Source organism: Enterobacter sp. SES19 (assembly GCF_011765665.1).
GTDB lineage: Bacteria > Pseudomonadota > Gammaproteobacteria > Enterobacterales > Enterobacteriaceae > Enterobacter > Enterobacter pseudoroggenkampii.
The window spans coordinates 82685-107896 of the sequence record NZ_CP050320.1; the positions used below are offsets into that span (position 1 = coordinate 82685).

The 25212-nt window shown below is 59.3% G+C and carries 13 protein-coding genes and 2 pseudogenes; 8 read left to right on the plus strand and 7 right to left on the minus strand.

From position 1 onward, the window contains the following. Positions 1-7: 7 nt before the first annotated feature. The 6 genes from GXP72_RS00405 to GXP72_RS00430 form a co-directional block, all read right to left on the minus strand. A complete protein-coding gene (locus GXP72_RS00405; RefSeq protein ID WP_061716246.1) occupies positions 8-913 on the minus strand; it encodes an EamA family transporter in 906 nt (301 codons plus the stop codon). A 134-nt stretch (positions 914-1047) separates the two neighbouring features. After that, positions 1048-2427 (minus strand): carbohydrate porin, encoded by a 1380-nt coding sequence (locus GXP72_RS00410; RefSeq protein ID WP_023326394.1) that lies wholly within the window; start codon positions 2425-2427, stop codon positions 1048-1050. Between the two features lie 138 nt (positions 2428-2565). Continuing rightward, positions 2566-2868, minus strand: coding sequence for a PTS lactose/cellobiose transporter subunit IIA (locus GXP72_RS00415; RefSeq protein WP_008500136.1), 303 nt, complete (start codon positions 2866-2868; stop codon positions 2566-2568). A 5-nt stretch (positions 2869-2873) separates the two neighbouring features. Further along, positions 2874-4250 (minus strand): glycoside hydrolase family 1 protein, encoded by a 1377-nt coding sequence (locus GXP72_RS00420; RefSeq protein ID WP_090420316.1) that lies wholly within the window; start codon positions 4248-4250, stop codon positions 2874-2876. A gap of 17 nt (positions 4251-4267) precedes the next feature. After that, the gene (locus tag GXP72_RS00425; RefSeq protein ID WP_031275290.1) at positions 4268-5596 is read right to left on the minus strand and encodes a PTS sugar transporter subunit IIC; all 1329 of its coding nucleotides are present in this window, start codon (positions 5594-5596) and stop codon (positions 4268-4270) included. Positions 5597-5607: 11 nt separating this feature from the next. After that, the gene (locus GXP72_RS00430; protein WP_061716245.1) at positions 5608-5922 is read right to left on the minus strand and encodes a PTS sugar transporter subunit IIB; all 315 of its coding nucleotides are present in this window, start codon (positions 5920-5922) and stop codon (positions 5608-5610) included. A gap of 293 nt (positions 5923-6215) precedes the next feature. Between GXP72_RS00430 and GXP72_RS00435 the strand changes: the two genes are divergently transcribed. After that, a complete protein-coding gene (locus GXP72_RS00435; protein ID WP_023293714.1) occupies positions 6216-7166 on the plus strand; it encodes a LacI family DNA-binding transcriptional regulator in 951 nt (316 codons plus the stop codon). A gap of 61 nt (positions 7167-7227) precedes the next feature. On the opposite strand, the gene GXP72_RS00440 is transcribed toward GXP72_RS00435, so the two are convergent. Then, a complete protein-coding gene (locus GXP72_RS00440; protein ID WP_061716244.1) occupies positions 7228-7524 on the minus strand; it encodes a YicS family protein in 297 nt (98 codons plus the stop codon). A 140-nt stretch (positions 7525-7664) separates the two neighbouring features. Between GXP72_RS00440 and GXP72_RS00445 the strand changes: the two genes are divergently transcribed. The 7 genes and pseudogenes from GXP72_RS00445 to GXP72_RS00470 form a co-directional block, all read left to right on the plus strand. Then, positions 7665-8084 (plus strand): GNAT family N-acetyltransferase, encoded by a 420-nt coding sequence (locus GXP72_RS00445; RefSeq protein ID WP_048992763.1) that lies wholly within the window; start codon positions 7665-7667, stop codon positions 8082-8084. Positions 8085-8231: 147 nt separating this feature from the next. Then, positions 8232-9032, plus strand: coding sequence for a lipoprotein NlpA (gene nlpA, locus GXP72_RS00450; RefSeq protein ID WP_061716243.1), 801 nt, complete (start codon positions 8232-8234; stop codon positions 9030-9032). A gap of 122 nt (positions 9033-9154) precedes the next feature. Further along, positions 9155-9934 (plus strand): MBL fold metallo-hydrolase, encoded by a 780-nt coding sequence (locus GXP72_RS00455; RefSeq protein ID WP_061716242.1) that lies wholly within the window; start codon positions 9155-9157, stop codon positions 9932-9934. A 26-nt stretch (positions 9935-9960) separates the two neighbouring features. Continuing rightward, on the plus strand, positions 9961-10914 hold the full coding sequence (locus GXP72_RS00460) for a helix-turn-helix domain-containing protein (RefSeq protein ID WP_061716241.1): 954 nt from the start codon (positions 9961-9963) through the stop codon (positions 10912-10914). Positions 10915-11096: 182 nt separating this feature from the next. Further along, a complete protein-coding gene (locus GXP72_RS00465; RefSeq protein ID WP_090420319.1) occupies positions 11097-12794 on the plus strand; it encodes a ShlB/FhaC/HecB family hemolysin secretion/activation protein in 1698 nt (565 codons plus the stop codon). Between the two features lie 95 nt (positions 12795-12889). Continuing rightward, positions 12890-13666: pseudogene (locus GXP72_RS22800) on the plus strand (filamentous hemagglutinin N-terminal domain-containing protein); the annotation flags it as partial. A 651-nt stretch (positions 13667-14317) separates the two neighbouring features. Further along, a pseudogene (locus tag GXP72_RS00470) lies at positions 14318-25147 on the plus strand (hemagglutinin repeat-containing protein); the annotation flags it as partial. Between the last annotated feature and the right edge of the window lie 65 nt (positions 25148-25212).

The window sequence follows — 25212 nt, forward strand, 5'->3', positions numbered from 1 at the left end:
CATCAGGCTACGCCGATGCCTTAACCCTTCTACGCGAATCCATCGAAATCAGCACCACCGACGACACAATCAGCAGCGTTCCCAGCCAGTCCGGCAGGGTGAACGCCACGCCCAGCAAAATCACCGACAGCAACGCGCTGCTCAGCGGTTCGGCACAGCTCAGAATGCTCGCCTTCGGCCCGCCGATCATCTGCGCGCCTTTCAGGTACAGGCTGAACGTCAGCGCCGTGCCAATCACCACCAGATAGAAAAACGCCAGCAGCAGGCTGCCGTCAATCACGAACGTGGTCCCGCGCCCGGCGTAGAACGGCGTCAGCATTACCCCGGCAATCAACATGCTCCAGCCGACAATCGGCAGCGTACCGTAGCGGGCAATCAGCGTTGACGGGTACGTCGTATAAAACGCGGCGGCAAACGCCGAGGCGATACCGAAGAACAGCGCGGCAGGCGAGATGGAGAGCGAGGTTGGGTCGCCGTGGGTCACCAACAGGAAGGTGCCAACTAGCGACGTCATAATGGCCGACAGCACAAACACGCCGGGACGCTTTTTCCGCGCCAGCGCGAACCACGCCACAATGATGGTCGGTGACAGAAACTGCAGCACGGTAGCGGTCGCTGCGTTGGATTTTTCAATCGTCAGCAGGAAGGTGAGCTGCACGGTGAGCGCGCCGACCAGCGAGAAAAACAGCAGGCTGAGGGCGTCTTTACGATGCTTGATGACCGAGAAAATCTTGTCGCCGTGAACGAAGGAGAGCGTCAGCAGGATCACGCCGGTAAACAGCAGGCGAACCATGGTCAGGTAAGGCGAAGAAATGTGGCTTTTCTCCATAATGTACTGCGCGCAAACGCCGGAACTGCCCCATAAAACGGCGGCGATCAGGACGTTCAGCATCCCTTTACGTGTGGAACCCATTTTCTCCCCTGTTATGTTGGTTTTTTTGTAGCATAACATGGGATCTTGCCGGGTGGCGCTACGCTTACCCGGCCTACAAAACCTTGTAGGCCCGTGCAAGCGCAGCGCCGCCGGGCGAAACAAACGGCGCTCTACTAGAACCACGCCTCCCACATCGCGCCGACGTTGAAGTCGTCGAGCGTCTCGTCTTTGGTGTTATTCACGCGCGCGGTGCGTGCGTTATCCACCTTGCCGCCGGTCACGTAGAAGCGCAGCATCGGACGGAACTCTGGCCCCATGGCGATAGACATGTTCTGCGACAGGGTCAGCTTCCAGCCCTTATTATCGCCGCCGTTGTCGTAATCCACGTGCTGCCAGCCCGCTTCCAGCCAGGTGGAGTGAACGTCGTTCCACCAGTGCATCGGACGCACGATGGCGTTGTAGTTCTTACGGTTGTCGGTCTTATCACGGCTGTTGTCGTAGTCGTGGAAGGCGAGGATGTACTCCACCTGCGTGGCCTGGGTGAATTTGTACAGCCCTTCGAAGCTGGCGTAGACCGTGGTCAGGTCTTCGGTTTTATTGAACACGCTGTTGTCCGAGTTATCGGAGTAGCGGGCAATCACCTTGTTCACGCCGCTGTCGTTGGTGTGGCTCAGCACCACGCCGCCCTGCCAGGCGTTCAGACGCTCATCGCTCTCCACCGCTTTTGAATCAAAGCCGTAGTTGGCGTACAGCTCCAGATCCAGCGGACCGAGCTTCATACCGTGGATTTTAGAGGTGGCCGCGTAGTTACCTTTGTCGCCCGTGCCGGACCCGCCGGTACAGGTGATGCGTGACGGGTTCGCTTCGTCTTCCATCACTTCCGGGCTACAGGATTCCACTGCCGCCACGGCAGCGACGTCAAACTGCACGCCGCCGATATCGAAGTTCTTCACCCCGGCGCCCTGGCCGTCGTGGTTCATCCAGAAGTAATCGTTGATGCCCTGCTGCGGACGCTGGTGGAAGTCGCGACCGGCCCAGAAATAGGCATTCGGGTTGGAGGCCATAATATTGGTCACCCCCGCGTAGGCCTTTTTCAGGTTAACTTCGTCGCCCCAGTGGTCAATCATCACGTTGATGTCCCAGATGGCGCCGTTTTCGCCCTTGAAGGCTTTAGAGAGCTGGAACTCGCCGCCGTTGCCTTCGTTACCCAGACGACCAATTGCGGACGCGCCGTTGTAGGAGCCATCGACCGCCACATATTTCTGATCGGCGGCCTGGAAGTGCGCGCCATAGCGGGCGTAGCCGGTAAATTTAATCCCGAACGGAATCGCCATGTCCGGGGATTGCGCCGCGCTCTGCGGCTCGGTCACCACGTCCGCTTTTTTCGCGACGGCGGCATCCATTTTGGCCTGACGTTCGGCCAGGGCTTTATCCACCGCTTTCGCCACAATGGCGTCGATTTGCTCCTGCGTGAATTCCTGGGCGAGCACGGAAATTGGGCAAAGCGCGGCGATAACCGCCATGGTTAATGGAAGTTTTTTAATCGTATTCATGGTTATCTCAATATAGTTTAATTTTATTCAGACAATAACCATCCCGCTCCGATCTGACAGAATATGTCGCTATCATCAGAACAAGTGGATTTCTAGTTTTAGGTACAGAGGTATTACAGTAATTTATTTCGCCATAGACTATCTCTGATATAAATGAATAATTTCTTCGGATAATTCACGCGCTAATAAGGAGTTCATTAAATGATCCTGCGCGTGCACCATAATTAAGGTCATCGGCTGGCGGGCTTCGCCCGCGTCCTGCTCAATCAGTTTGGTCTGCATCTTGTGCGCCTGACGCGCGTAGCCGTCGGCTTCGCGCAGCAGGCTTTTGGCTTCGTCAATGTTGCCCTGGCGCGCCGCGTGCAGCGCTTCAAAGCACAGGCTGCGGGACTGCCCGGCGTTGACGATAATTTCCATTACGGCTTCTTCTAGTGCGATCATCATCATTACTCTTTATCAAAGCTGTTATTTAAGGCGGTGGCGGCAAACCACTCCCCGCTTTTCTTAATGGTGCGCTGCTGCGTCTCCAAATCGAGCTGGATAAATCCGTAGCGATTTTTATAGGTATTACACCACGACCAGTTATCAATAAATGTCCACATATGGTAGCCAAGACAATTACACTCTTCGCTTATGCCTTTATGCAGCCACGTTAAATGCTCAGATATAAAATCAATGCGGTATTGATCGTTAATCTGGCCATTTTCAATAAAACGTTGCTCGTTTTCGACGCCCATGCCGTTTTCAGAAATAAAGCAGCGGGGGTTGCCGTAATTGTCGCGCAAGTTAATCAGAATATCGTAAATACCCGGCGCGTAGATTTCCCAGCCGCGGTAGGGGTTCATCTTGCGGCCCGGCATCTCGTAGCTATCAAAGAACCATTCCGGCATAAACGGCGACTGCGGGTTCACCGCGCTGTCGCGACACTTCACGCGACGCGGCTGATAGTAGTTAATGCCGAGCAGGTCGATTTTCCCTTCCGCAATCAGGAAACCGTCTTCCGGCTTGCAGGCGGGCAGCTGGTCGTAAGATTTCAGCAGCGCCACCAGATCGGCCGGGTATTCGCCGCGCAGGACCGGGTCGAGGAAGCTGCGGTTAAACATCAGATCCGCAACGTGCGCCGCCTTCACGTCTGCCGGGTTCTGCGAACGCGGATACGACGGCGTCAGGTTCAACACGATGCCGATCTCCCCCGCGTAGTGCCCGGCGCGGTAGGCCTGAACCGCCTTCGCATGGGCCAGCACCGTGTGATAAGCCACGGTGGCCGCCCGGCGGAAATCCACTACGTTGGGGTAGTGGAAGTCGTACAGATAACCGCCTTCCACCGGCACGATCGGCTCGTTGAAGGTAAACCAGTGCAGCACGCGGTCGCCGAACAGCTCGAAGCAAATCTGCGCATAGCGGGCGTACGCGTCCACTACGTCACGGTTTTCCCAGCCGCCAATTTCCTGCATCGCCATCGGCATGTCGAAATGGAACAGGGTGATAAACGGCGTGATGCCCTGTTCATTCAGCTCATCAATGACCTGATTATAAAAATCGACCGCGTCCGGGTTCACTTCACCGATACCGTCGGGGATCAGGCGCGCCCAGCTAATCGAGGTACGAAAGCTGTTGTGGTTCAGCTGTTTTAACAGCTGAATGTCCGTTTTCCAGTGCTGATAAAACGTGGAGGTGTGCTGCGGCCCCACGCCGTTGTGAAAACGGTTCGGCTCGCGGGCAAACCAGTAGTCCCACGTGGTTTCACCCTCTCGTGTCCCTTCCGTCTGGAGAGCGGAGCTTGCGCTGCCCCACCAGAAGTTATCGGGAAATGCGTATTTCATGACCCTTCCTCTTTGACTTAATTACTTGTGGCTTCAGCGGCACCCACGGCTGCAGCCTGGGCTTTCTGCTCTTCGTTTTTAATCAGCGTACGCTCATAGGCGCGCAGGAACGGCAGGTACATCAGCGCCGACATCACCATGCAGACGAGGCACATCACCACCGGGCTCAGCGCCCAGTTCGCCGCCCACGAGGCGCCAATCGGCGCGGGCGTAGTCCACGGGGTTAACGAGACCACCTGTGCCAGCCAGCCGAGCTTCGTGGCGCCGTACGCCAGGCAGGCGTTGACCAGCGGAACGAACACGAACGGGATAAACAGCATCGGGTTCATGATGATCGGCGCGCCGAACAGAATCGGCTCGTTGATGTTAAAGAAGCTTGGCACCACGCCCATTTTGCCGATGGTGCGCAGGTGGGTAACGCGGCTGCGCAGCAGCAGGAAGGCCAGCGGCAGGGTGGAACCGACGCCGCCAATCAGCAGGTAGTGATCCCAGAAACCTTGCAGATAAACGTGCGGCAGCGCCGCGCCTGCGGCCAGTGCCGCCTGGTTTGCCGAGAGGTTCGCCATCCAGAACGGGTTCATGATGCCGGTAACAATCAGCGAGCCGTGGATACCCGCGAACCAGAAGATCTGGCACAGCAGCACGGAGAGCAGAATGGCAGGCAGGGAGTCAGACGCGGACACCAGCGGCTCCAGCAGGTGCATGATCGCCTGCGGGATAATCATCCCGGTCTGCGCTTCAATGAACAGGTTCAGCGGGTGCAGCGTGCCGATCACCACCATCACCGGGATCAGGATCTCAAACGAACGCGCCACGCCGGTGGGCACTTCCTTTGGCAGGCGGATGGTGACGTTGTTCTGCTTCAGCCAGGCGTACACGCGGGTTGAGTAAATGGCGGCGATCAGCGCGGTGAAGATGCCCTGGCCGGAGAGGTACTGGGTTGAGATTTTGCCGTCGGCATACGGCGCGGCGACCAGCAGGAAGGCCATAAAGGCCAGCAGGCCGGACATCACCGGGTCGAGGTTAAACTGACGCCCCAGGCTCGCCCCAATCCCTACCGAGATGAAGAAGGTCATCACGCCCATGCTGAGGTTAAACGGCAGCATCAGCTGTTCGCGGTAGGTTTGGGAAAAATCCAGCCAGCCGCGGGCGAAGCTGTTAGTGGTATCCGCCGAGAACGGCGGGAAGATGAACACCAGCATAAACGAGCCGATGATCATAAACGGCAGCGCGGCGGTAAAGCCGTCGCGGATGGCAATCACGTACTTTTGCTGACCGAGCTTCGCGGCCAGCGGGGTAATTGACTGCTCAATCACCGCAACCATGGATTGATATAACGAACTCATGTGAACACCTTTTAGTGTGCCGCTTCGATGAGCGACAGAGCATAGTCCAGTACTTTATCGCCACGCTGCATGCCGTAGTCCATCATGTCGATGGGCTGCACCGGAATGCCATGCGTCGCCGCCTTGTCTGAGAGTGTCTGTAACATGTATTTCACTTGCGGTCCGAGAAGTACCACCTGGTATTGCGGAAACTGCGTATCAAATTCGGAAACACCGTACGCATCAATCTTCACCGACAAACCACGTTCTTTCGCGACATCGACCATTTTGCTGACCAACAGGCTGGTGGACATCCCGGCAGAGCAACACAGCATAATCTTGAACATCGACAACCATCCTCTAAATGTAAAAAGTTATTGCGAGGATGATTGGACATGATACGGAAACCGGTTTCCATTCATAAAAGACAGAACTGTGACAACCATCAAGATCCAATACTTATGAGGCTAATTAACCGGATGCAGGTCACATAATTTGGCTATTTTGACATCATTTGGAGTGGAAACGGAAAATCGGTTTCCATGGAAAACGGAAACGGATATACTCCGCTCTGGCTATAATGTGAGCCGAAGCGGTCATGGAATTTGCAGGCGCGAGGTAAGCCTGCCAGGGGAAAGAGATGTCGACAATCAATGATGTATCACGTCTTGCCGGGGTGTCTAAAGCCACGGTATCGCGAGTGTTGAGTGGGTCGCGTGGCGTAAAGGAAGCCAGCCGTCAGGCCGTTCTGAAGGCAGTGGATGAGCTTAACTACCGGCCTAATGTGATTGCCCAGTCGCTGCTGAGCCAGTCTACGGGCTGTATCGGGGTGATTTGCGCCCAGGAAAACATTAACCAGACCACCGGTTATCTCTACGCGCTGGAAAAACAGCTCAGCCAGCATCAAAAACACCTGCTGCTGCGTTTCGCGCACAGCAAAGCGGAAGTGATGCACGCTCTTGAGGAACTCTCCTGCGGGCTTTGCGATGACATCCTGGTGATTGGCGCGCGTTTCCCGCTGGACGTCGACATGGACAACGTCATTCTGGTGGACTGCATGGAGTCTGATAATTCCAACAGCATCCAGTTCGATCACGCCTTTGCCGCCGAAACCGCCTGTAACTACCTGACCAGCCAGGGGCGACGCCAGATTGCCCTGATCCATCCGCACGGCAGCGGTTTTGCTGACCAGGTGCTGCTCGGCTACAAGCACGCGCTGGAGAAAAATTTCCTGCCCTTTAATCGCAACCTTGTGTTCATGGACGCGACCTCGTCGTCCGTTGCGCTACAGGAGCTGCTGAATAACGCCAGCACGCTGAACTTCAACGCTCTGCTGGTGGCGGACGAGCAGGAAGCCCAGCGGGTGATCCCGCAGCTGCAGGCGTTTAATAAATCCGTGCCGGACGACATTATGGTCTTTAGCCTGGCCGGATCGCTGCACCTGCCGGGTATTCCGGTGATCCCGGCGATTGAATATTCTATGGATGCCATGGCGGCGCGTATCGTGAGCTGGCTGACGGAGAAAACGCAGATGCTGGGTTCGTATGTGCTGCGCGGGGATTTGATCATTCCAGACGTGCGTAAGCGTTAAACATGTTGTGTAGGCCGGGAAAGGCGCAGCCGCCACCCGGCGAGAAGCACGTTTCCAGCCCTCAGTAATCTTCCATACAATCCACCTGACCAACCGCCGCCCAGTAGGCATCCAGGTTGTCGCGCTTCACGGCGGTAACGGCATTTTTGATCAGCAACTGATTGGCCTCGGAGGACAAAATCATCGCCTGCCAGGCCTTATCGCTCTGCTTTTTCTGTGGCGTACAGGTTTTCTTAATATCTTTCAGGACCTGTTGCTTAATCTGCGCCTCTTTCGCCGGATCGTCCTTTTCCTGAGCATGGACAAACGCGGCGAACAGCAGACAAACCAGCAGGCAGACCAGGTGCGCAGCTTTCATCAATAACCCCCTTTAGAAGTCACAGGCTTCCCATGAAATATATCGTTACATTCAGTGTAGCGACTCCAGTCGAAAGTATGAATTTTCTCCACGATGCGTGTGTGAGATAGTGAAACGGCACAGATAACAAGGAGAAAAATATGCACCTGAGTATTACTCATGCGGTTACGGCGCCCGAAAAAGAAGAGTTGCTCGTCGGCCTGAGAGCGTATAACGGACAGTTTCTCGATCTGACAAACTTTAGCGGCGACATTGGCGTTTACGTGCGCGACGATAAAGGCGTCATGCTTGGCGGGCTCATTGGGGTGCGCAAAGGCGACTGGCTGAATATCGACTTTCTCTGGGTGAGCGATGCCGTACGCGGATCCGGCGTGGGCAGCCAGCTCATCAAAACGGCGGAAGATGAAGCCAGACGCAAAGGCTGCAAGCACGCGCTGGTGGATACCGCCAGCTTCCAGGCGCGTCCGTTCTATGAAAAACAGGGGTACCAGCTGCAGATGTCTTTGCAGGATTATCCGTACCCGGGCATGCAGCGACATTACCTGGCGAAAGCCCTTTAAGCTCTGAATCCGCAGGCCGGGTAAGCGCAGCGTCACCCGGCCATACCCGCATATAACTTATCCTTCTTATTGATTCTTTTTCGGTTTTTATTTCACCGCCTCGTTGTCGATATAGTCACTACAACATTCAGCAAAAGGAACTGTCTTGTGAAACGTCGATTGGGTGCTCTGGTACTGGCTGGCCTACTGCTTGCCGGGTGCGATCAAAGTGGCAGCGATGCCAAACACATTAAAGTCGGCGTCATCAACGGCGCCGAACAGGATGTGGCGGAAGTCGCCAAAAAGGTGGCAAAAGAGAAATATGGCCTGGACGTGGAGTTGGTGGGCTTCAGCGGCTCGCTGTTGCCTAACGATGCCACCAACCAGGGGGAACTGGATGCCAACGTCTTCCAGCATCGCCCGTTCCTTGAAGAAGATAACAAGGCGCATGGCTATAAGCTGGTGGCCGTGGCGAACACCTTTGTTTTCCCGATGGCCGGCTATTCCCGCAAAATTAAATCCGTGTCTGACCTGAAGGACGGGGCAACCATTGCCATTCCAAACGACCCGACCAACCTGGGCCGCGCGCTGTTGCTGTTGCAAAAAGAGAAGCTCATTACCCTGAAGCCGGATACCGGGCTGCTGCCCACGGCGCTGGATATTACCGCCAACCCTAAGCAACTGAAAATCATGGAGCTGGAAGGGGCGCAGCTGCCGCGCGTGTTGGACGACCCGAAAGTGGATGTCGCCATCATCAGCACCACCTATATCCAGCAAACCGGGCTGTCACCGGTGCATGACAGCGTCTTTATTGAAGACAAAAACTCGCCGTACGTGAACATCGTGGTGACGCGCGAAGACAACAAGGACGCGGAGAATGTGAAGGCGTTTATCCAGTCGTATCAGTCACCTGAAGTGGCAAAAGCGGCTGAGACGATCTTTAACGGCGGGGCAGTGCCGGGCTGGTAAACGATGTGACAGAAAACAGGTTGCTTCTCTTGGCCCGATTCCATCGGTAATCGCCCTTTAGCCCACAGCGTCAATTGCGACGGCTGGCTATCCTCCTTATCACACCAACCGGAGGATAGCCCATGAACATTACCCACATTCGCAACGCCACCCAGCTGATTTCCTATGCCGGAAAACGTCTTTTGATCGACCCGATGCTGGCCCCAAAGGGTGCTTATCCGGGCTTCCCCGGTACGGCGTATGCCGAACGCCGTAACCCAACGGTTGAACTCCCCGTTGACGTCAACACGCTGCTGGACGCCGACGCGGTGATCGTCACCCATACCCATGACGATCACTGGGATCGCGCCGCGGCGGAGCTGATCGCCAAAGACAAACCGATTTACGTGCAAAACGACCGTGACGCCGCGCTGCTGCGCAGTCAGGGATTTAGCAACCTGACGGTCATGACCGACGCGACCACCTTCGGCGATATTCAGATTACAAAAACCCAGGGCGGACAGCACGGTACCGATCGCGCTTATGCCGTGCCGGAGCTGGCGGAACGGCTGGGCGAGGCCTGTGGCGTGGTGCTGCGTCATCCTGATGAGAAGACGCTCTATATTGCAGGGGATACCGTCTGGCGTGACGAGGTAGCGGCCGATCTGCAAAAACACCAGCCGGACGTGGTGGTGCTGAACGCCGGCTATGCCCACGTCATTGGTTTTGGGCCCATTATTATGGGGCAGGAGGACGTGCTTAACGTTCATTTCCTGCTGCCGCAGGCTAAAATTGTGGCGAGCCATATGGAGGCCATTAACCACTGCCTGTTGACCCGCAGCGCGCTGCGTGAGTACGTTGAAGCTAATCAGGTGAGTGACGCAGTGAGCATTCCCCAGGATGGCGAAACCGTTATTTTCTGAGTGCGTTAAAGGGAAAGGAGAGACAGATGTCGCTAATCAACGTCGCGATTGTCGCGGTAGACGGGTTCAGCCCGTTTCACTACTCCGTTCCCTGCATTCTGTTTGGCGATTCGGTCTCCGGCGAAAAGCGCTTTAACGTAACGATTTGCGCCGAAACGCCGGGGTTCCTTACCTCAAAAGACGGATTTGCTCTCAACGCCACGCAGGATTTTACCGCCATTGGGCAGGCCGATATTGTTGTCGTTCCCTACTGGCAGCACGTTCTGGAACGCCCGCCGCAGGTGCTGCTCGACAGCCTGGTGCAGGCGAGAGACCACGGTGCAGAAATCGTCGGGCTGTGTCTGGGATCGTTTGTGCTGGCCTGGGCGGGGATCCTCGACGGCAAACGTGCGGCCACCCACTGGGAGTTCGAACGTCAGTTTCAGTCGCTCTTCCCGAACGTTCAGCTGGATATTAATGCCCTTTACGTGGATGACGGCAATATCATCACCTCCGCCGGTACTGCCGCTGCCCTCGACTGCTGCCTGTATATCATTCGCCAGCGCTTTGGCAGCGTGGTCGCCAACCAGATTGCCCGCCGGATGATTGTTCCGCCCCACCGCGAGGGCGGGCAGGCGCAGTTTATCGCCCAGCCGGTACCCAAAGATACCCGCGACGGACGCATTAACTGCCTGATCGACTACCTGCAGCAGCACATCACCGAACCGCATAGCCTGGATTCCCTGGCGGAGGTGGTTTCGATGAGTCGCCGAACCCTGACCCGTCATTTTATTAAAGCCACGGGGATGAGCGTCGCTGACTGGCTTACCGCCGAACGCCTGCGGCGCAGCCAGATTTTGCTTGAAGCCGGAAATATGCCGATTGAACGCGTTGCTGAGCTTGTGGGATTTAATTCCGCCGTCACCTGGCGACAACAGTTTAAAGCACGTTTTGGGGTGAGCCCCGCAGAGTGGCGAAAAACGTTTCGGCTTCATGCCTAGTGTATTACCACTAACTCAAGATTTAAGGGTGAGTTAAACAATTTCTTATTTTCTCTTAATATCCTTTTCACTTTTCTGAAAGAACTATTAATTTTAGGTGCCCTAATGCAAATTAGATATACTCGCCTTAAGAATGCTCTTATATTACAAAAATAATCATTGCGGACGTTTTTGTGGCATGGATGAATAGCTCCAAAATAAAAAATAGAATAATTTCATTAGTAAATTATGCTGCTGCTATCTTATTGGCTGTCTTTTTTTTAGCGCGCGCCAATGCTGCGCCGCTGTCGCCAGCCGATCGCGATTCCATTCAACAGCAACAGCAGCAGCTTTTATTACAGAACCAGCAACAGCGTGAAGAGCTGGAGCGGAGCATTCCTCGCCCCGCGCCCGCCAGACCGCTGCCTGTTACCGGCTCCGGACCCTGTTTCACCATTCATACCATTACCCTTTCCGGTGCGACCTTAATCTCCCCGAAAACCCGGCAGACCCTTGTCGCGCCGTGGCAGGGCCGCTGTCTGGATATGGCGAAAATAACGGAACTTCTCGCCCATATTTCTGACTGGTATATCAGCCGGGGATATATCACCAGCCGCGCTTTTCTTACCGAGCAGGATCTCTCCGGCGGCCAGCTGAATATTGTTGTGCTGGAAGGTCGGCTGGAAGCGATCCGTCTGGAAGGCGAAACGCCGCGCATGCTGAAAATGGCGTTTCCGGGACGGGTGGGCGGCATTCTTAATTTACGCGACATCGAACAGGGCATGGAGCAAATTAACCGTTTGCGTACCGACCCGGTTCAGATTGAAATTCTTCCGGGGACGCAGGCCGGATATTCCATCGTTAATCTCACGGCAAAACCGGAATTTCCCTTAAGTGCATCCGTAAGCCTGGATAATAGCGGGCAGAAGAGTACCGGGGAAGATCAGCTGAGTGGCGTGCTCACCGCGAATAATATGCTGGGGCTGGCGGATAAATGGTTTGTCAGCGGCGGGCGCAGCAGCGATTTTGCCAGCGCGTACGATGCGCAGAATTTCCAGGCGGGCGTCAGCGTGCCGTTTGGCTACGGATTACTGGACTACAGCTACGCCTGGAGTAACTACCGGACCACCATCAGTAACCAGGGATTCAACTGGCTCTCCACGGGCGATACCAGAACCCACCGCGTTAACGCGTCATGGGTGGTCTTCCGCAACGGGGATGTCAAAACCGGCATTGCGGCAGGCGTGGTTCAGCGCTCCAGCCGCAACTGGCTTAACGACGCGCCGCTGCAGAGCAGCACGCGCAACCTCTCCAGCCTGGTCCTGGGCATTACGCATACGCAAAAAATGCTGGGCGGCGTGGCGACCTTCAACCCGACCTGGAGCCACGGCATGCCGTGGTTCAATGCCGAAACCGACGAAGATAAGTCCGGGGATATGCCGCGGGCGGAATTCCGCAAATGGAGCCTGAACGCCAGCTTCCAGCGGCAGATTACCCGTAATGCCTGGTGGCTGACCAGCGCCTATGGCCAGTGGTCGCCCGATCGGCTGTACGGTTCCGAGCGCCTGACGCTCGGCGGCGAAAGCTCCGTGCGCGGTTTTAAAGAGCAGTACCTGTCCGGGGACAACGGCGGCTACTGGCGTAACGAGCTGGGGTATTCCCTCTTCACCCTCCCGGTGATTGGTGCGGTGAGCGCAACGGTCGCCGTTGACGGCGGCTGGCTGGAAAAAGACCGTCAGGACCGCTTTGCCTCCGGCACGTTATGGGGTGGCGCGGTGGGGCTGAGCAGCGCAGGGCGCTGGTACAGCAGCCAGATTTCGGTCGGTACGCCTTTGCACTACCCCGACTGGCTCGGCCCGGATCATGTGAGCGTTAACTGGCGCATTGCCTTCATGCTTTAAGAGACTCTACGACTATGGATACCCGTCACCCACCCGTTCGTTTCTCGCAGCGTCTGATCAGCTGGATTGTCTGCGGCTTAATGGTCTGGCAGCCGATGGCGCCTGCCGTCGCGGCGGCGCTTACGCCGACCGGGCAGACCACGGTCGATCGGGCGGGGAACGGGGTGCCGGTCGTTAACATCGCCACGCCCAACGGGGCGGGTATCTCGCATAACCAGTTCGGTGAGTATAACGTCGGCAAAGAGGGGCTTATCCTCAATAACGGCACGGACCGTTTAACCCAGACCCAGCTGGGCGGGCTTATCCAGAACAACCCCAACCTGCAGGCCGGGCGGGAAGCGAAAGGCATTATCAACGAAGTCACGGGGGCAAACCGCTCGCAGCTGCAGGGCTATACGGAAGTCGCCGGCAAGGCGGCAAACGTTATGGTGGCCAACCCGTACGGCATCACCTGTAACGGGTGCGGATTTATCAACACCCCGAACGTCACCCTGACCACGGGGAAACCGCAGTTCGACGCCAGCGGTAACCTGCAGGCGCTGGAGGTGACGAAAGGCGCCATCACGGTTGAAGGCCAGGGGCTGGATGCCAGCAAGAGCGACGCGCTGTCGATCATTGCGCGCGCGACGGAAGTGAACGCCGCGATACATGCGAACGACCTGACGGTAACGGCAGGGGCGAACCGCGTGGGCGCAGACGGCAGCGTCAAACCGATTGCCGGTGAGGGCGCCGCGCCCGTGGTGGCCGTGGATACCGGCGCGCTCGGCGGGATGTATGCCAACCGTATCCGCCTGGTCTCCAGCGAGACGGGCGTGGGGGTGAACCTCGGCAACCTCACCGCGCGCCAGGGCGATATTCAGCTGGACGCGGGCGGGAAACTGACGGTCACGAACAGCCTGGCCAGCGGCTCGATTACCGCGAATGGCGCGGGAGTGGTCCTCAACGGCAGCCATCAGGCCGGGGGCGCGCTGAATGTGACCAGCTCGCAAGATGTGGAACTCAATAACAGCACGCTCGCCAGCCAGGGCGATATGCGCCTTTCCGCTGCGGGGAAAGTGCAGACGACGGGCGGCGGGACAAACAGCGCGGGCGCGCTGTCGGTGAGCAGCGGGCAGGGGATGACGCTCAGCAATACCTCCCTGGTCTCCCGCGGCGCGGCGACGCTGGACAGTAAAGATACCCTGACCGTAAACGGCGGCGGCGTGTCGGCACAGGGCGGGGCGCTAACCGTCACGAGCAAACAGGGCACAGCGCTTGCGGATGCGACGCTGACAGGCCAGGCCGACACCACGCTGTCCACCGACGGCAGCCTGACGCAGCGCGGCGGCAGCGTCACCAGCAAAGGCGCGCTCAGCGTGGCGGCCGGGAAAGATATCACGCTGACGAATACCCGCAGCGGTAGCGATACCCGCGCGACCCTCAGCAGCGGCGGCACGCTGTCATCCACGGCCAGTGCGGTCTCGGCAGGAGATAATCTGGCCCTGAGCGGCGGACAGCTGGTGATGGACGGCCAGAGCCGGGCCGATGCCACGGGCGATGTCCGCCTGACGGGCAGCGCCGTCAGTAATCAGGGGCAGGTGAATGCGGGGCGCGACATTGCCCTCTCCGGCAACAGGGTGTCCAACAGCGGCCAGCTGGCAGCGAAAGGCCACCTTGACGTGAATGCAGGAGAGCTGACAAACGGCGGCACGGTGCAGGGTAACGACGTCACCCTGAAGGGGCAGACGGTCACTAACAGCGGTACCCTGCAGAGCGCCGGTAACCTGGCGCTAAGCGCCGGTAACCTGGAGCAGCGGGGCACGCTGAGCGCGAAGGGCAATGCAAACGTCACGGCGCAGCAGACCCTGCGTAACAGCGGCAGCCTGCTGGCTGACGGGGCGATGAGCGTGACGGCAGACGCGCTTGAACAGAACGGCACCCTGTCCGGCGCGACGGCGCTGACGGCGCAGGCCGGCACTCTGACCAGCGGTGAGGCGTCCCGCACCACCAGCCAGGGCAATGTTCAGATTACCGCGACCCGCAGCGCCAGCCTGAACGGGCAGACGGACGCGGCGGGGGCATTAACCGTCAGCACCGGCGACCTGACCACCGGCCAGGATGCGCATCTGCAGAGCGGGCAGGGGCTCTCTCTGCAGGCGCAGAATGCCGCGCTGAACGGCACGCAGGCGGCGAAGGGGGCCCTGTCGGTGACGGCGGGCACGATTGCGCACGCCGGGAAATCCACCGGTGACACGCTGAGTTTTAACGCGACCGGCGACCTGACCAGCGGCGGAGAGCTTACCGCCAGCGCCATCGCGCTCAGCGGACAGAACATCCTCCAGTCCGGCGTCGCAAAAGCGGACCGCATGACCCTGACGGCCCCCGGGCGCATCACCAGCAGCGGTACGTTGGTTGCCGGTACGCTGGCGCTGGACGCTGCCTCGGTGGAGAACGGTGGACTGCTGCAGGGGACCACCCTGCTCGGCCTGAAGACCGGGTCACTCACGAACCTCGCGGGCGGGTCGGTCTACAGCACGCAGGATTTAACGCTGAACGTTCCGGTGCTGGCTAACAGCGGGCTTATCACCACCGACGGCACGCTGCGCATGAAAGGCGACACGCTGACAAACCAGGGCGAAATCAACGGCGTCAGCCTGAGCAGCGACTACCTCAGCCTGACCAACGCCGATACCGGACGCCTGCTGGCGGACGACCGGCTCACCCTGAACGGCACTGCGTTTGCTAACGCGGGCAATATTGCGGCCAGCGACCTGCACATCACGGCGGACAGCCTGCAAAACCAGGGCACCGTTGAGGGGGACTCGGCGCTGACGCTCGGCGTGACAGACCTCACTAACCGTGGCGCGCTGCGCAGCAGCGGAACGCTGACGCTTAACGGCGACACGCTGGCCAATAGCGGCGAGCTCAGCGCCACCGCGCTGCTGCTGAACCTGACCCGACAGGCCAGCAACGATGCCGGCGGGCGGGTAATTGCCCGGGACGGCCTGACGCTGACCACCGCCAGCCTGACGAACAGCGGACTGATGGCCGGTACCGACGCGCAGTTTAACAGCGCGTCGTTGACCAACGGCGGCACGCTGCAGGGGACACATTCCCTGACGGCGACCGGGGCACAGCTCAGCAACCAGCAGGCGGGCATGCTGCTCTCCGGCGGCGCGCTCGACCTGCACCACACCACCCTGAACAACGCCGGGCTGCTGCAGGGCAATACCCTGAACCTGGCCACCGGCGAGTGGAACAACACCGGTAATGCGCTGGGGGAAGCTGGCGTGACGGCGGCGGTGACCGGCACGCTGACCAGCAGCGGCAAGGTGCTCAGCCAGCAGGCGGCGGACGTCCAGGCCGGCAGGACCGATAACCGGGGCCAGCTGCTGGCAAAAGTGCTGACCCTGCGGGGCGACCTGCAGAACAGCGGTCTGCTTCAGGGGAGCAGCACGCTGGCCTGGTCCGGGAACACCTTCACGAACCAGGCTCAGGGGCAGGTGACGGGCGGCGATACCCTGACCCTGAGCGGACAAACCCTCAGCAACGCGGGCAGCCTTCAGGGGCGCAGCGCGACGCTTGAGGCCGGGAGCCTGAATAACCAGGGCAGCATTCAGACGCTGGACGGCCTGACCCTTTCCACGACCGGCAGGCTGGATAACACGGGCGCCCTGCTCAGCCAGAACCTGTTCACGCTGACGGCGGCGCAGCTGTTTAACGACGGCCAGCTGGCCGGGAAAGCGCTCACGGTGAACGCCGCGCAGCTGAACAACACCGGGATTCTTCAGGGCAACGACACGCTGGCGCTGACCACCCGCGCGCTGAGCAACGGCGCCACCGGGCAGATGGTGAGCGGCAGCGACCTGAGTTTGTCCCTGGACACGCTCGATAACGCCGGCCTGCTGCTGGTGAAGGGCGGGTTCACCCTGCGGGGCAGCGACCTGACGAACCGGGGCGATATTCAGGCGCAGAGCCTGGATTTGGGCCTGAGCAATGCCCTGACCAGTACCGGGAACATCGTTGCCACCGAAGATGCCGCGCTTAACGCGACGACGCTGACCAGCAGCGGCACGGTGGCGGGCAAAACGCTGACCGCAGGCGGTACTGAGCTGCGCAACAGCGGCCTGATGCAGGGCAGCAACGCGGTTAACGCCACCGCCGACCGCTTTATCAACGAGCTGAACGGTAAATGGCTCTCCGGCGGCGGCTTCACGCTGACGGGCGGACAGCTGACCAACGCCGGTACGCTGCAGGGCGCCACGCTGGGCATGACCGGCACCGCCCTCACCAACAGCGGCACGGTGAACGGGCAGGCGGGACTCGGCGGCACGCTCAGCGGGGCGTTAACGAATACCGGACTATTGCAGAGCGGCGGCGCGACCGCCTTCACCGCGGATACCCTGGCGAACCCGGGGCGCATCACAGGCGATACGCTGTCCCTCACTGCCCGCGATATGAACAACGGCGGGCTGATGCAGGGAACGAACGGCCTGGCGCTCACCGGCACCACGCTGACCACGGGCGCGACCTCGCGCACCCTCTCCGGCGGCATGCTGACGCTGGATGCAGGCCAGCTGACCACGCAGGGCACGCTGCAGGGGAACGGCGCGGACATCCGCGCCAGCGACTGGACGCACGGCGGGTCCCTGCTCAGCCAGGGAACGCTGACGGCCACGACCGGCGGCACGCTGACCTCAACCGGCTCGCTGATGAGTCAGGGCAGGGCGGATATCACCGCACAGACGCTGGATAACCGCGGGCAGCTCCTCAGCGAGGGCGATGTGATGCTCGGCGGCAGCACGCTTAAAAACAGCGGCACCGTGCAGGGGAACACCCTCACGCTGCGTCAGAGCAGCATTAACAACCAGGGCACCCTGACCGGTCTGCAGAGCCTGACCGTTCAGGGTCAGCAGCGGCTGATGGCGCGCATGGCGATGGCCGTGCCGCAGCAGGAGCTGATTAACGGCGCAGGCGGCAGGCTTCTCACCCAGGGTACTCTGACGATGGCGTCCGGGGCGGTGACCAACGCCGGCAGCTGGCAGGCACAGAACATCCTGCTTAACGCCCGGTCGCTCACCAACAGCGGGGCGGTGCAGAGCGCCGGTGCGCTGCAGATGACGCTGGCCGACACGCTCACCGGGACTACGGGCAGTAAGATTACCGCGCTGGGCGCCGCCACGCTGCAGGCCGCGACGCTGGCGAACCAGGGCCAGTGGGCGGCGAAAAACCTGACGCTGACCGGCGGCACGCTCAGCAACAGCGGCGCCATCAGCGGCGTGAATGGCCTGACCCTCAGCCAGACCGGCGCGGTCAGCCAGCAGTCTGGCGGCACCCTGCTGTCCGGCGGGGCGCTGAACGTCACGGCGGCCTCCGTCACCAGCGACGGCAAAATGCAGGGGGGCACGCTCGGCATCACCACCGGGGCGCTCACCAACGGCGGACGTCTGCAGGGCGATAACGGCGCGACGCTGGCCCTCAGCGGGACGCTGACCAACAACAGCGGAGGCGAAATCGTCAGCCGCGATGCGCTGACGCTGACCACGCCCGCGCTGTTTAACTACGGCCTGATCCAGGGCGGCGGCGAGACGCGGGTGACAGCCTCCTCCCAGGCGCGTAACGACGGCAGATTCCTCTCCGGCGCGCGCCTGACGCTCGGCACGCCGCAGTTCACCGGCACTGGCTGGCTGCAGGCCACCGACCTGATCCTGAATGCGGCAAACGCCACCAACGGCGGCACGTGGGTAGCCGATCGCGCCACCCTGACCGGCACCACCTTCGCCAGCCAGGGCACCACCCAGGCGGGACAGCTGACGGTTAACTACGGCCAGCTGAACAACAGCGGCACGCTGCTCGGCAACGCGCAGCTGAACATTAATGCCGACCAGGTGACCCAGAGCGCGGGCGGTAAGCTGCTGAGCGGCGGCAACCTGTGGCTGCAGAGCCGGGGGCTGGACCTGACCGGCCAGCTGGTGTCCCTGGGGGACTTAACGCTGCAGCTGACGAACGCGTTTACCAGCCGGACCGCCGTGGCGGCAGGCAGAACCCTGACCATCAGCAGCGGCGGCGACATCGATAACCGCAGCGTGCTGCAGGGGCAGGCGGTCAACCTGAACGCGGGCGGGCAGCTCAGCAACAACGGACAACTCACCACCGGCGGCGGCGCGAGCACGCTCTCCGGCAGCAGCGTGGCGCTGAACGCCGCGGGCTCGGTGCAGGGCGGGGGCGATATCACCGTTGCCAGCCGGAGCAACATTACCGTCGACGGCTTCACCGGCACGCGCGGCTCGCTGACCCTGAGCGCGCCGGGCGCCATCGTCAACACCGCGCTGCTGTACGCGGCGAATAACCTGGCGCTGTTTGCCGACAGCATCACCAACCAGCGCGGCGACATCATGGCGGGGAACAACCTGTGGATGCAGCGGGATGCGGCGGGGAATGCGAACAGCCAGGTGGTGAACACGTCGGGGAATATTGAGACGCAGAATGGTGATATTACGATCAGAACGGGGCATTTGCTGAACCAAAGGGATGGTCTGGTGGTGCTTAACAGCAAAACCGAAAACCTGATGGAGCAGGTCAAGTGGTTGAAGGACGGCTATGCGGATATCCCTCTTTCTGAGCTGATCGCGGGAACCGATTATGGCTATATCGTCATGGAATCCTGCAGCGGCGGTGGCAGTCCTGGGCATGGAGCTGGTCCTACATGCAGGGATATAGCTACTCCGATGCCGATGAAAAACAGTCCGGCGAAAGAGATTGCGATTTTACGAACGACACAAACTGTGTCCGCAAATGGTGGAGCGGGACGGATTAGTTCAGCCCAGGGGATGGTCATTCAGGCGGGGCAACTGGAAAATAATGCCAGTACACTGCTTGCCGCGAAAGATATGTTCCTTTCTGGTACGACTCTGCAAAATCAGTCATGGACTGATGGTACGGTGACGCGTTACAGGACATATGTTGCCGACCGTGAGCAATATAATCGTAAAGCAAATCCCTCCGCGTCGGTCGACGCAGATGTTTATAAGAAGACCCCCATTCACTATGTTGCACAGGGTGATGATCGGGACGAAGGATCTGGAGGAACAATATATCGTTCCGTCATCCAGGCGGGCGGTAACGTCACCGCAAACTTTACCAGTAACATCAGCAACACCAATACCACCGCGAACGCGGGCGGCGTCAGCAACGTTATCTCTACCCCGTCGCTGAACACCCTCAGCAACCAGAGCGTCGGCGGCGGCGTGCAAAAACAGGGGCTGAACGCTACCGGCACCGTGGCGGTGAACTCGCCGCAGTGGAACGATCAGCTCCAGGGTGCGCTGCAGCAGCTTAACGGCGGCAGCGCGCTGGAAAACGGCGGCGCGTCCGGCACGCCTCTCAGCAACATTGGCACCACGCAGAAAGGCAACGCCAACCTCGGCCAGCTGGGCGCGCTGGCGAACGCGGGGGTCACCACCGCCGATCTCAGAACCGCTCAGGGCGGAGCCGTCGGGCATTATCAGGGACAGCGCGTCGATACCAGCGCTTACCCGCTGCCGTCGGGCAACAACGGCTATTTTGTCTTCTCCGACAACCCGAAAAGCCCGTACCTGATCGGCATCAACCCGAAACTGAACGGTCTCGGACAGCTCGATCCCGCCCTGTTTGCCGATCTGAACGCAATGCTCGGGGTCAAACCGTCGTCCACGGCGCCGCAGGAGACGCGGCTGGCGTTTACCGACGAGAAGCAGTTCCTCGGCTCCTCCTATATGCTGGGCCGCCTCAACCTGAACCCGGATTACGATTACCGCTTCCTCGGCGATGCGGCGTTCGATACCCGCTATGTCTCCAACGTGGTGCTCAACCAGACCGGTAACCGCTACCTGAACGGCATCGGCTCCGATCTGGATCAGATGCGCTACCTGATGGACAACGCCGCGGCGGCGCAGCAGTCGCTGGGCCTGCAGTTTGGCGTCTCGCTGACCGCCGGTCAGATTGCCGCGCTCGACCACAGCCTGCTGTGGTGGGAGAAAGCCACCGTCAACGGCGAAACCGTGATGGTGCCGAAACTCTACCTGTCACCGAAGGACGTCACCGTCAATAACGGCAGCGTGATCGCGGGCAACAACGTCACCCTGAAGGGCGGCGACATCACCAACAGCGGCAGCTCGCTGCTGGCTAAAAACAGCCTGACGCTCGACAGCCAGAACAGCATCAGCAACCTCAACAACGGCCTGATGAAAGCGGGCGGCGACCTGAACCTGAGCGCCATCGGCGATATCAATAACATCAGCTCCACCATCAGCGGCAAAACGGTCGCGCTGGAGAGCCTGGACGGCAGCATCAACAACCTGACCCAGGTTGAGCAGATTGATATCAACGCCGGAGGGAAGTACGGCAAGATCGGCCTGAAAGACACCCTGCTGGGCAACACGGCATCCATTACCGCGCAGGATAGCCTGTCGCTTGAGGCCGGGAAAAACATCACCGTTACCGGGGCGAACCTGGCCTCCGGCGGCGATATGCTGCTGAACGCGTGGGGCGATATTGCCGTTAACGCGAACCAGATCAACGACGCATTCAGCTCCAGCCGGGCGAAAACCAGCCGTTCGTCCGTCACGTATCAGGGAAGTAACGTCACCGCGGGCGGCAACCTGCTGGTGAATACCGGGCACAACCTTGACGTGACCGCCAGCGACCTGAAGGCGGGCGGTAGCGCCGGGCTGAGCGCGGGCAACGATCTCAACCTGAACGCGGCACAGACCAGCGAAAGCAGCCGGAAAGGGAAAAGCGAGTCCCACAGCACCGGGCTCGACCGCACCACGATTTCCGCAGGCGATAACCTGGTGCTGAAGGCCGGGCAGGATATCAACGCTCAGGCCGCCGCGCTGGCGGCGGAGAAAAGCGTCGGGCTGCAGGCGGGTCGCGACGTGAATCTGGCTGCGGAAGAGACCACGCAGGGCGACAGCTATAGGTCAGGCAAGAAAACCGTTATTAACGAATCGGTGCGTCAGCAGGGAACCGAGATCGCCAGCGGGGCGAATACCCAAATCCTCGCCGGACGCGATGTCACCACCGAAGCCGCGCAGGTGACGGCGAAGGGCGATATCGGCGTGGCGGCAGGCCGCGACGTCAATCTCAATACCGCAACCGAAAGCGATTATCACTACAAAGAGCAGACCAAAACCAAAAAAGGTTTCCTCAGCAAGAAAACCACCCACACCATTGAGGAGAACAGCGCGACGCGTGAATCCGGTTCATTGCTGAGCGGCGATAACGTGCAGGTCGTTGCGGGCAATAATCTGCTGGTGAACGGTTCCGCCGTGGCGGGTGATGGCGACGTGAAGCTTAAGGCGGGCAACAACGTCGATATTGTGGCGGCCACGAACAGCGACACCTCCTGGCGCTTTAAGGAAGAGAAAAAATCCGGCCTGATGGGCTCGGGCGGGATTGGTTTCACCATCGGCAGCAGCAAAAGCACGCACGATCTCCGTGAGAAGGGCACCACCCAGAGCCAGAGCTTCAGTACGGTGGGTTCGACGGGCGGTAACGTCGCGATTTCTGCTGGAAACCAGGCCCACGTCGGCGGCGCGGATCTTATCGCCGGGAAGGATTTAAGCCTCAGCGGCGACAGCGTCATCATCGAGCCGGGGCACGACAAGCGCACCCGGGATGAAACCTTCGAGCAGAAGAAAAGCGGGCTCACCGTGGCGCTCTCCGGCACCGTCGGTAGCGCTATTAACAATGCCGTGAGCGCGGCGCAGGAGACCAAAGAGCAAAGTGATGGCCGCCTGAAAGCCCTTCAGGCCACCAAAACGGTGCTGTCCGGCGTGCAGGCCGGGCAGGCAGCGGATATGGCGGCAACCACCGGCGACCCGAACGCAATGGGTGTGAGCCTCTCGCTGACGACCCAGAAGTCGAAATCACAGCAGCATGCTGAGAGTGATGCGGTGGCAGGCAGCACGCTGAACGCAGGCAGCAATCTCTCCATCACCGCGAGCGGCAAAAACAAAGGTACAAACAGTGGCGACATCGTGATTGCGGGCAGCCAGCTGAAAGCCGGGGGCGATACTACGCTGGATGCACAGAACGACATTCTGCTGTCCGGCGCGGCGAATACCCAAAAAACCAGCGGCAAGAACAGCAGCAGCGGCGGCGGCATTGGCGTGAGCATCGGTGCCGGCGGCAACGGCGCGGGTATCAGCGTGTTTGCCAACGTCAACGCCGCGCATGGCAAGGATAAAGGCAACGGTACCGACTGGACCGAAACCACGATCGACAGCGGCAAAAACGTCACCCTTAAAAGCGGGCACGACACCGTTCTTGATGGCGCTCAGGTTAACGGCAATAAAATCGTGGCAGATGTTGGTCACGACCTGCTGATGCGCAGCCAGCAGAACAACAGCGACTACGACAGCAAGCAGACCAGCGTTGCGGCGGGTGGCAGCTTCACCTTCGGCACTATGTCCGGTTCAGGCTATATCAACGCCAGCCAGGACAAGATGAAGAGCCGCTTTGATTCGGTGGCCGAACAAACCGGGCTGTATGCCGGGGACGGCGGCTTCGATATCACCGTGGGGCATCATACCCAGCTTGATGGAGCGGTTATCGCCTCTACCGCCACGCCGGACAAAAACAGCCTCGATACCGGGACGCTGGGCTTCAGCGATATCCACAACGAAGCGGACTTTAAAACCTCGCACTCCGGTATCAGCCTGAGCGGCGGCGGCAGCTTCGGGGATAAATTCCAGGGTAACCTGCCGGGCGGCATGATCTCCGCTGCGGGTAATAAAGGCCATAAGGAAGGCACCACGCAGGCCGCCGTGGCAGAGGGCTCCCTCACTATCCGCGACAAAGCAAACCAGAAGCAGGACGTGGCCGATCTGAGCCGCGACACCGAACATGCCAACGACAGCATCAGCCCAATCTTCGACAAGGAGAAAGAGCAGAACCGCCTGAACGCAGTTGGGATGATCAGCGACATTGGTAGCCAGGTGGCGGATATTGCCAGGACGCAGGGTGATCTTAACGGGCTGAAGGCGGCCCAGAAAGAAACCGGCGCAACACTCCCCGCAAATGCGACAGAAAAAGAGCGCCAGAACTATCTTGCGAAACTGCGTGATACCCAGGCATACAAAAACGTGATGGTGACCTACGGAACCGGCAGCGCCATGCAGCGCGGCATCCAGGCGGCTACGGCAGCGCTGCAGGGACTGGCGGGCGGCAATATCGGAGGGGCGCTGGCGGGCGCGTCAGCACCGGAGCTGGCGAACATCATCGGCCATCATGCAGGCATTGATGACGATACGGCGGCAAAAGCGATTGCCCATGCCATCCTCGGCGGCGTAACCGCAGCCCTTCAGGGCAACAGTGCCGCAGCGGGTGCTGTGGGGGCCGCATCCGGCGAACTGATTGCGACAGCGATTGCCAAACAGTTTTATCCGGACACAGACCCGTCGATGCTGACGGAAGAGCAGAGGCAGACCGTGAGCACGCTGGCGTCTGTTTCAGCGGGCATAGCTGGCGGGATTGCTGGGGGAAATACGGCTGGCGCGGCGACTGGGGCCAGTGCAGGGAGGAATACTGCGGAGAATAATTTACTAGGCGGTGGAACCGAGGAAGGTCAGATAAAAGCCATGCAGGAACATACGAAAAATGTTATGTCCTGTAATACTGATCCTGGTGGTGCAGCATGTCAAAGAGGTCTGTCTACGCAGGAAGCGTTGATGGTGGCGCTCCCAGCGGGATTGGGCGGTGGTGTTCTGGCCGCAGCCTCGCCGGAAATAGCCGCTGCAGCAAAAGCTGTGTTAGCAGCCTGTACAAGTAATGCGGTACTGTGTCTGAACAATGCAGGGATAATGGCTTCAGAGGCGATAGTTCCTGGAGGGGTCGGAGCTGGTGGCGCAATTGGGATAGGCAAGTCAGTTGCTGAAGCGACAACAGCGAAGACAATAGCCAGCAATGTAAAAGCCAATATTGCTGCTAGCCAGGCAGGTAGAGAATCATCGAATTTTGATATTCACATCGCTAAATCAGATCAAATTCAGTGGGGTTATGCTGCTGATTTATGGGAAAGAGTAACTATTCCTGCGGGACAAAAAGTATATGGAGGCATTCCTGGGCAATCGTCTTACTACACTTCACTGGAAACACTCATAAACGGAAATTACAGTCGAACAAGTATTTTCCAGAGCCTGCAGGTATCACCACATCCTGAGTTCGGTTATCGGCCGCAAATAGGTGTTTATGAGGTACTCAATGATATAACAATTCCATCAGGCATTGTGAAAGAAAACCCATTACTTGGCCCAGGAGGCGCAACGCAGTATTTTATCAAAGATTACCGAGATAATTTACAATTGATCGATAAGATAGATCTGGAGCATTAATAATGATTATGTCCCCTTACATCGAACATGCCGTAGCTTTAGCTATATCAGTTGGATACCACGTT

Coding starts and splice junctions, on each gene's coding strand:
- GXP72_RS00405 (WP_061716246.1), bottom strand. CDS start 913: ATGGGTTCCACACGTAAAGGGATGCTGAACGTCCTGATCGCCGCCGTT.
- GXP72_RS00410 (WP_023326394.1), bottom strand. CDS start 2,427: ATGAATACGATTAAAAAACTTCCATTAACCATGGCGGTTATCGCCGCG.
- GXP72_RS00415 (WP_008500136.1), bottom strand. CDS start 2,868: ATGATCGCACTAGAAGAAGCCGTAATGGAAATTATCGTCAACGCCGGG.
- GXP72_RS00420 (WP_090420316.1), bottom strand. CDS start 4,250: ATGAAATACGCATTTCCCGATAACTTCTGGTGGGGCAGCGCAAGCTCC.
- GXP72_RS00425 (WP_031275290.1), bottom strand. CDS start 5,596: ATGAGTTCGTTATATCAATCCATGGTTGCGGTGATTGAGCAGTCAATT.
- GXP72_RS00430 (WP_061716245.1), bottom strand. CDS start 5,922: ATGTTCAAGATTATGCTGTGTTGCTCTGCCGGGATGTCCACCAGCCTG.
- GXP72_RS00435 (WP_023293714.1), top strand. CDS start 6,216: ATGTCGACAATCAATGATGTATCACGTCTTGCCGGGGTGTCTAAAGCC.
- GXP72_RS00440 (WP_061716244.1), bottom strand. CDS start 7,524: ATGAAAGCTGCGCACCTGGTCTGCCTGCTGGTTTGTCTGCTGTTCGCC.
- GXP72_RS00445 (WP_048992763.1), top strand. CDS start 7,665: ATGCACCTGAGTATTACTCATGCGGTTACGGCGCCCGAAAAAGAAGAG.
- GXP72_RS00455 (WP_061716242.1), top strand. CDS start 9,155: ATGAACATTACCCACATTCGCAACGCCACCCAGCTGATTTCCTATGCC.
- GXP72_RS00460 (WP_061716241.1), top strand. CDS start 9,961: ATGTCGCTAATCAACGTCGCGATTGTCGCGGTAGACGGGTTCAGCCCG.
- GXP72_RS00465 (WP_090420319.1), top strand. CDS start 11,097: ATGAATAGCTCCAAAATAAAAAATAGAATAATTTCATTAGTAAATTAT.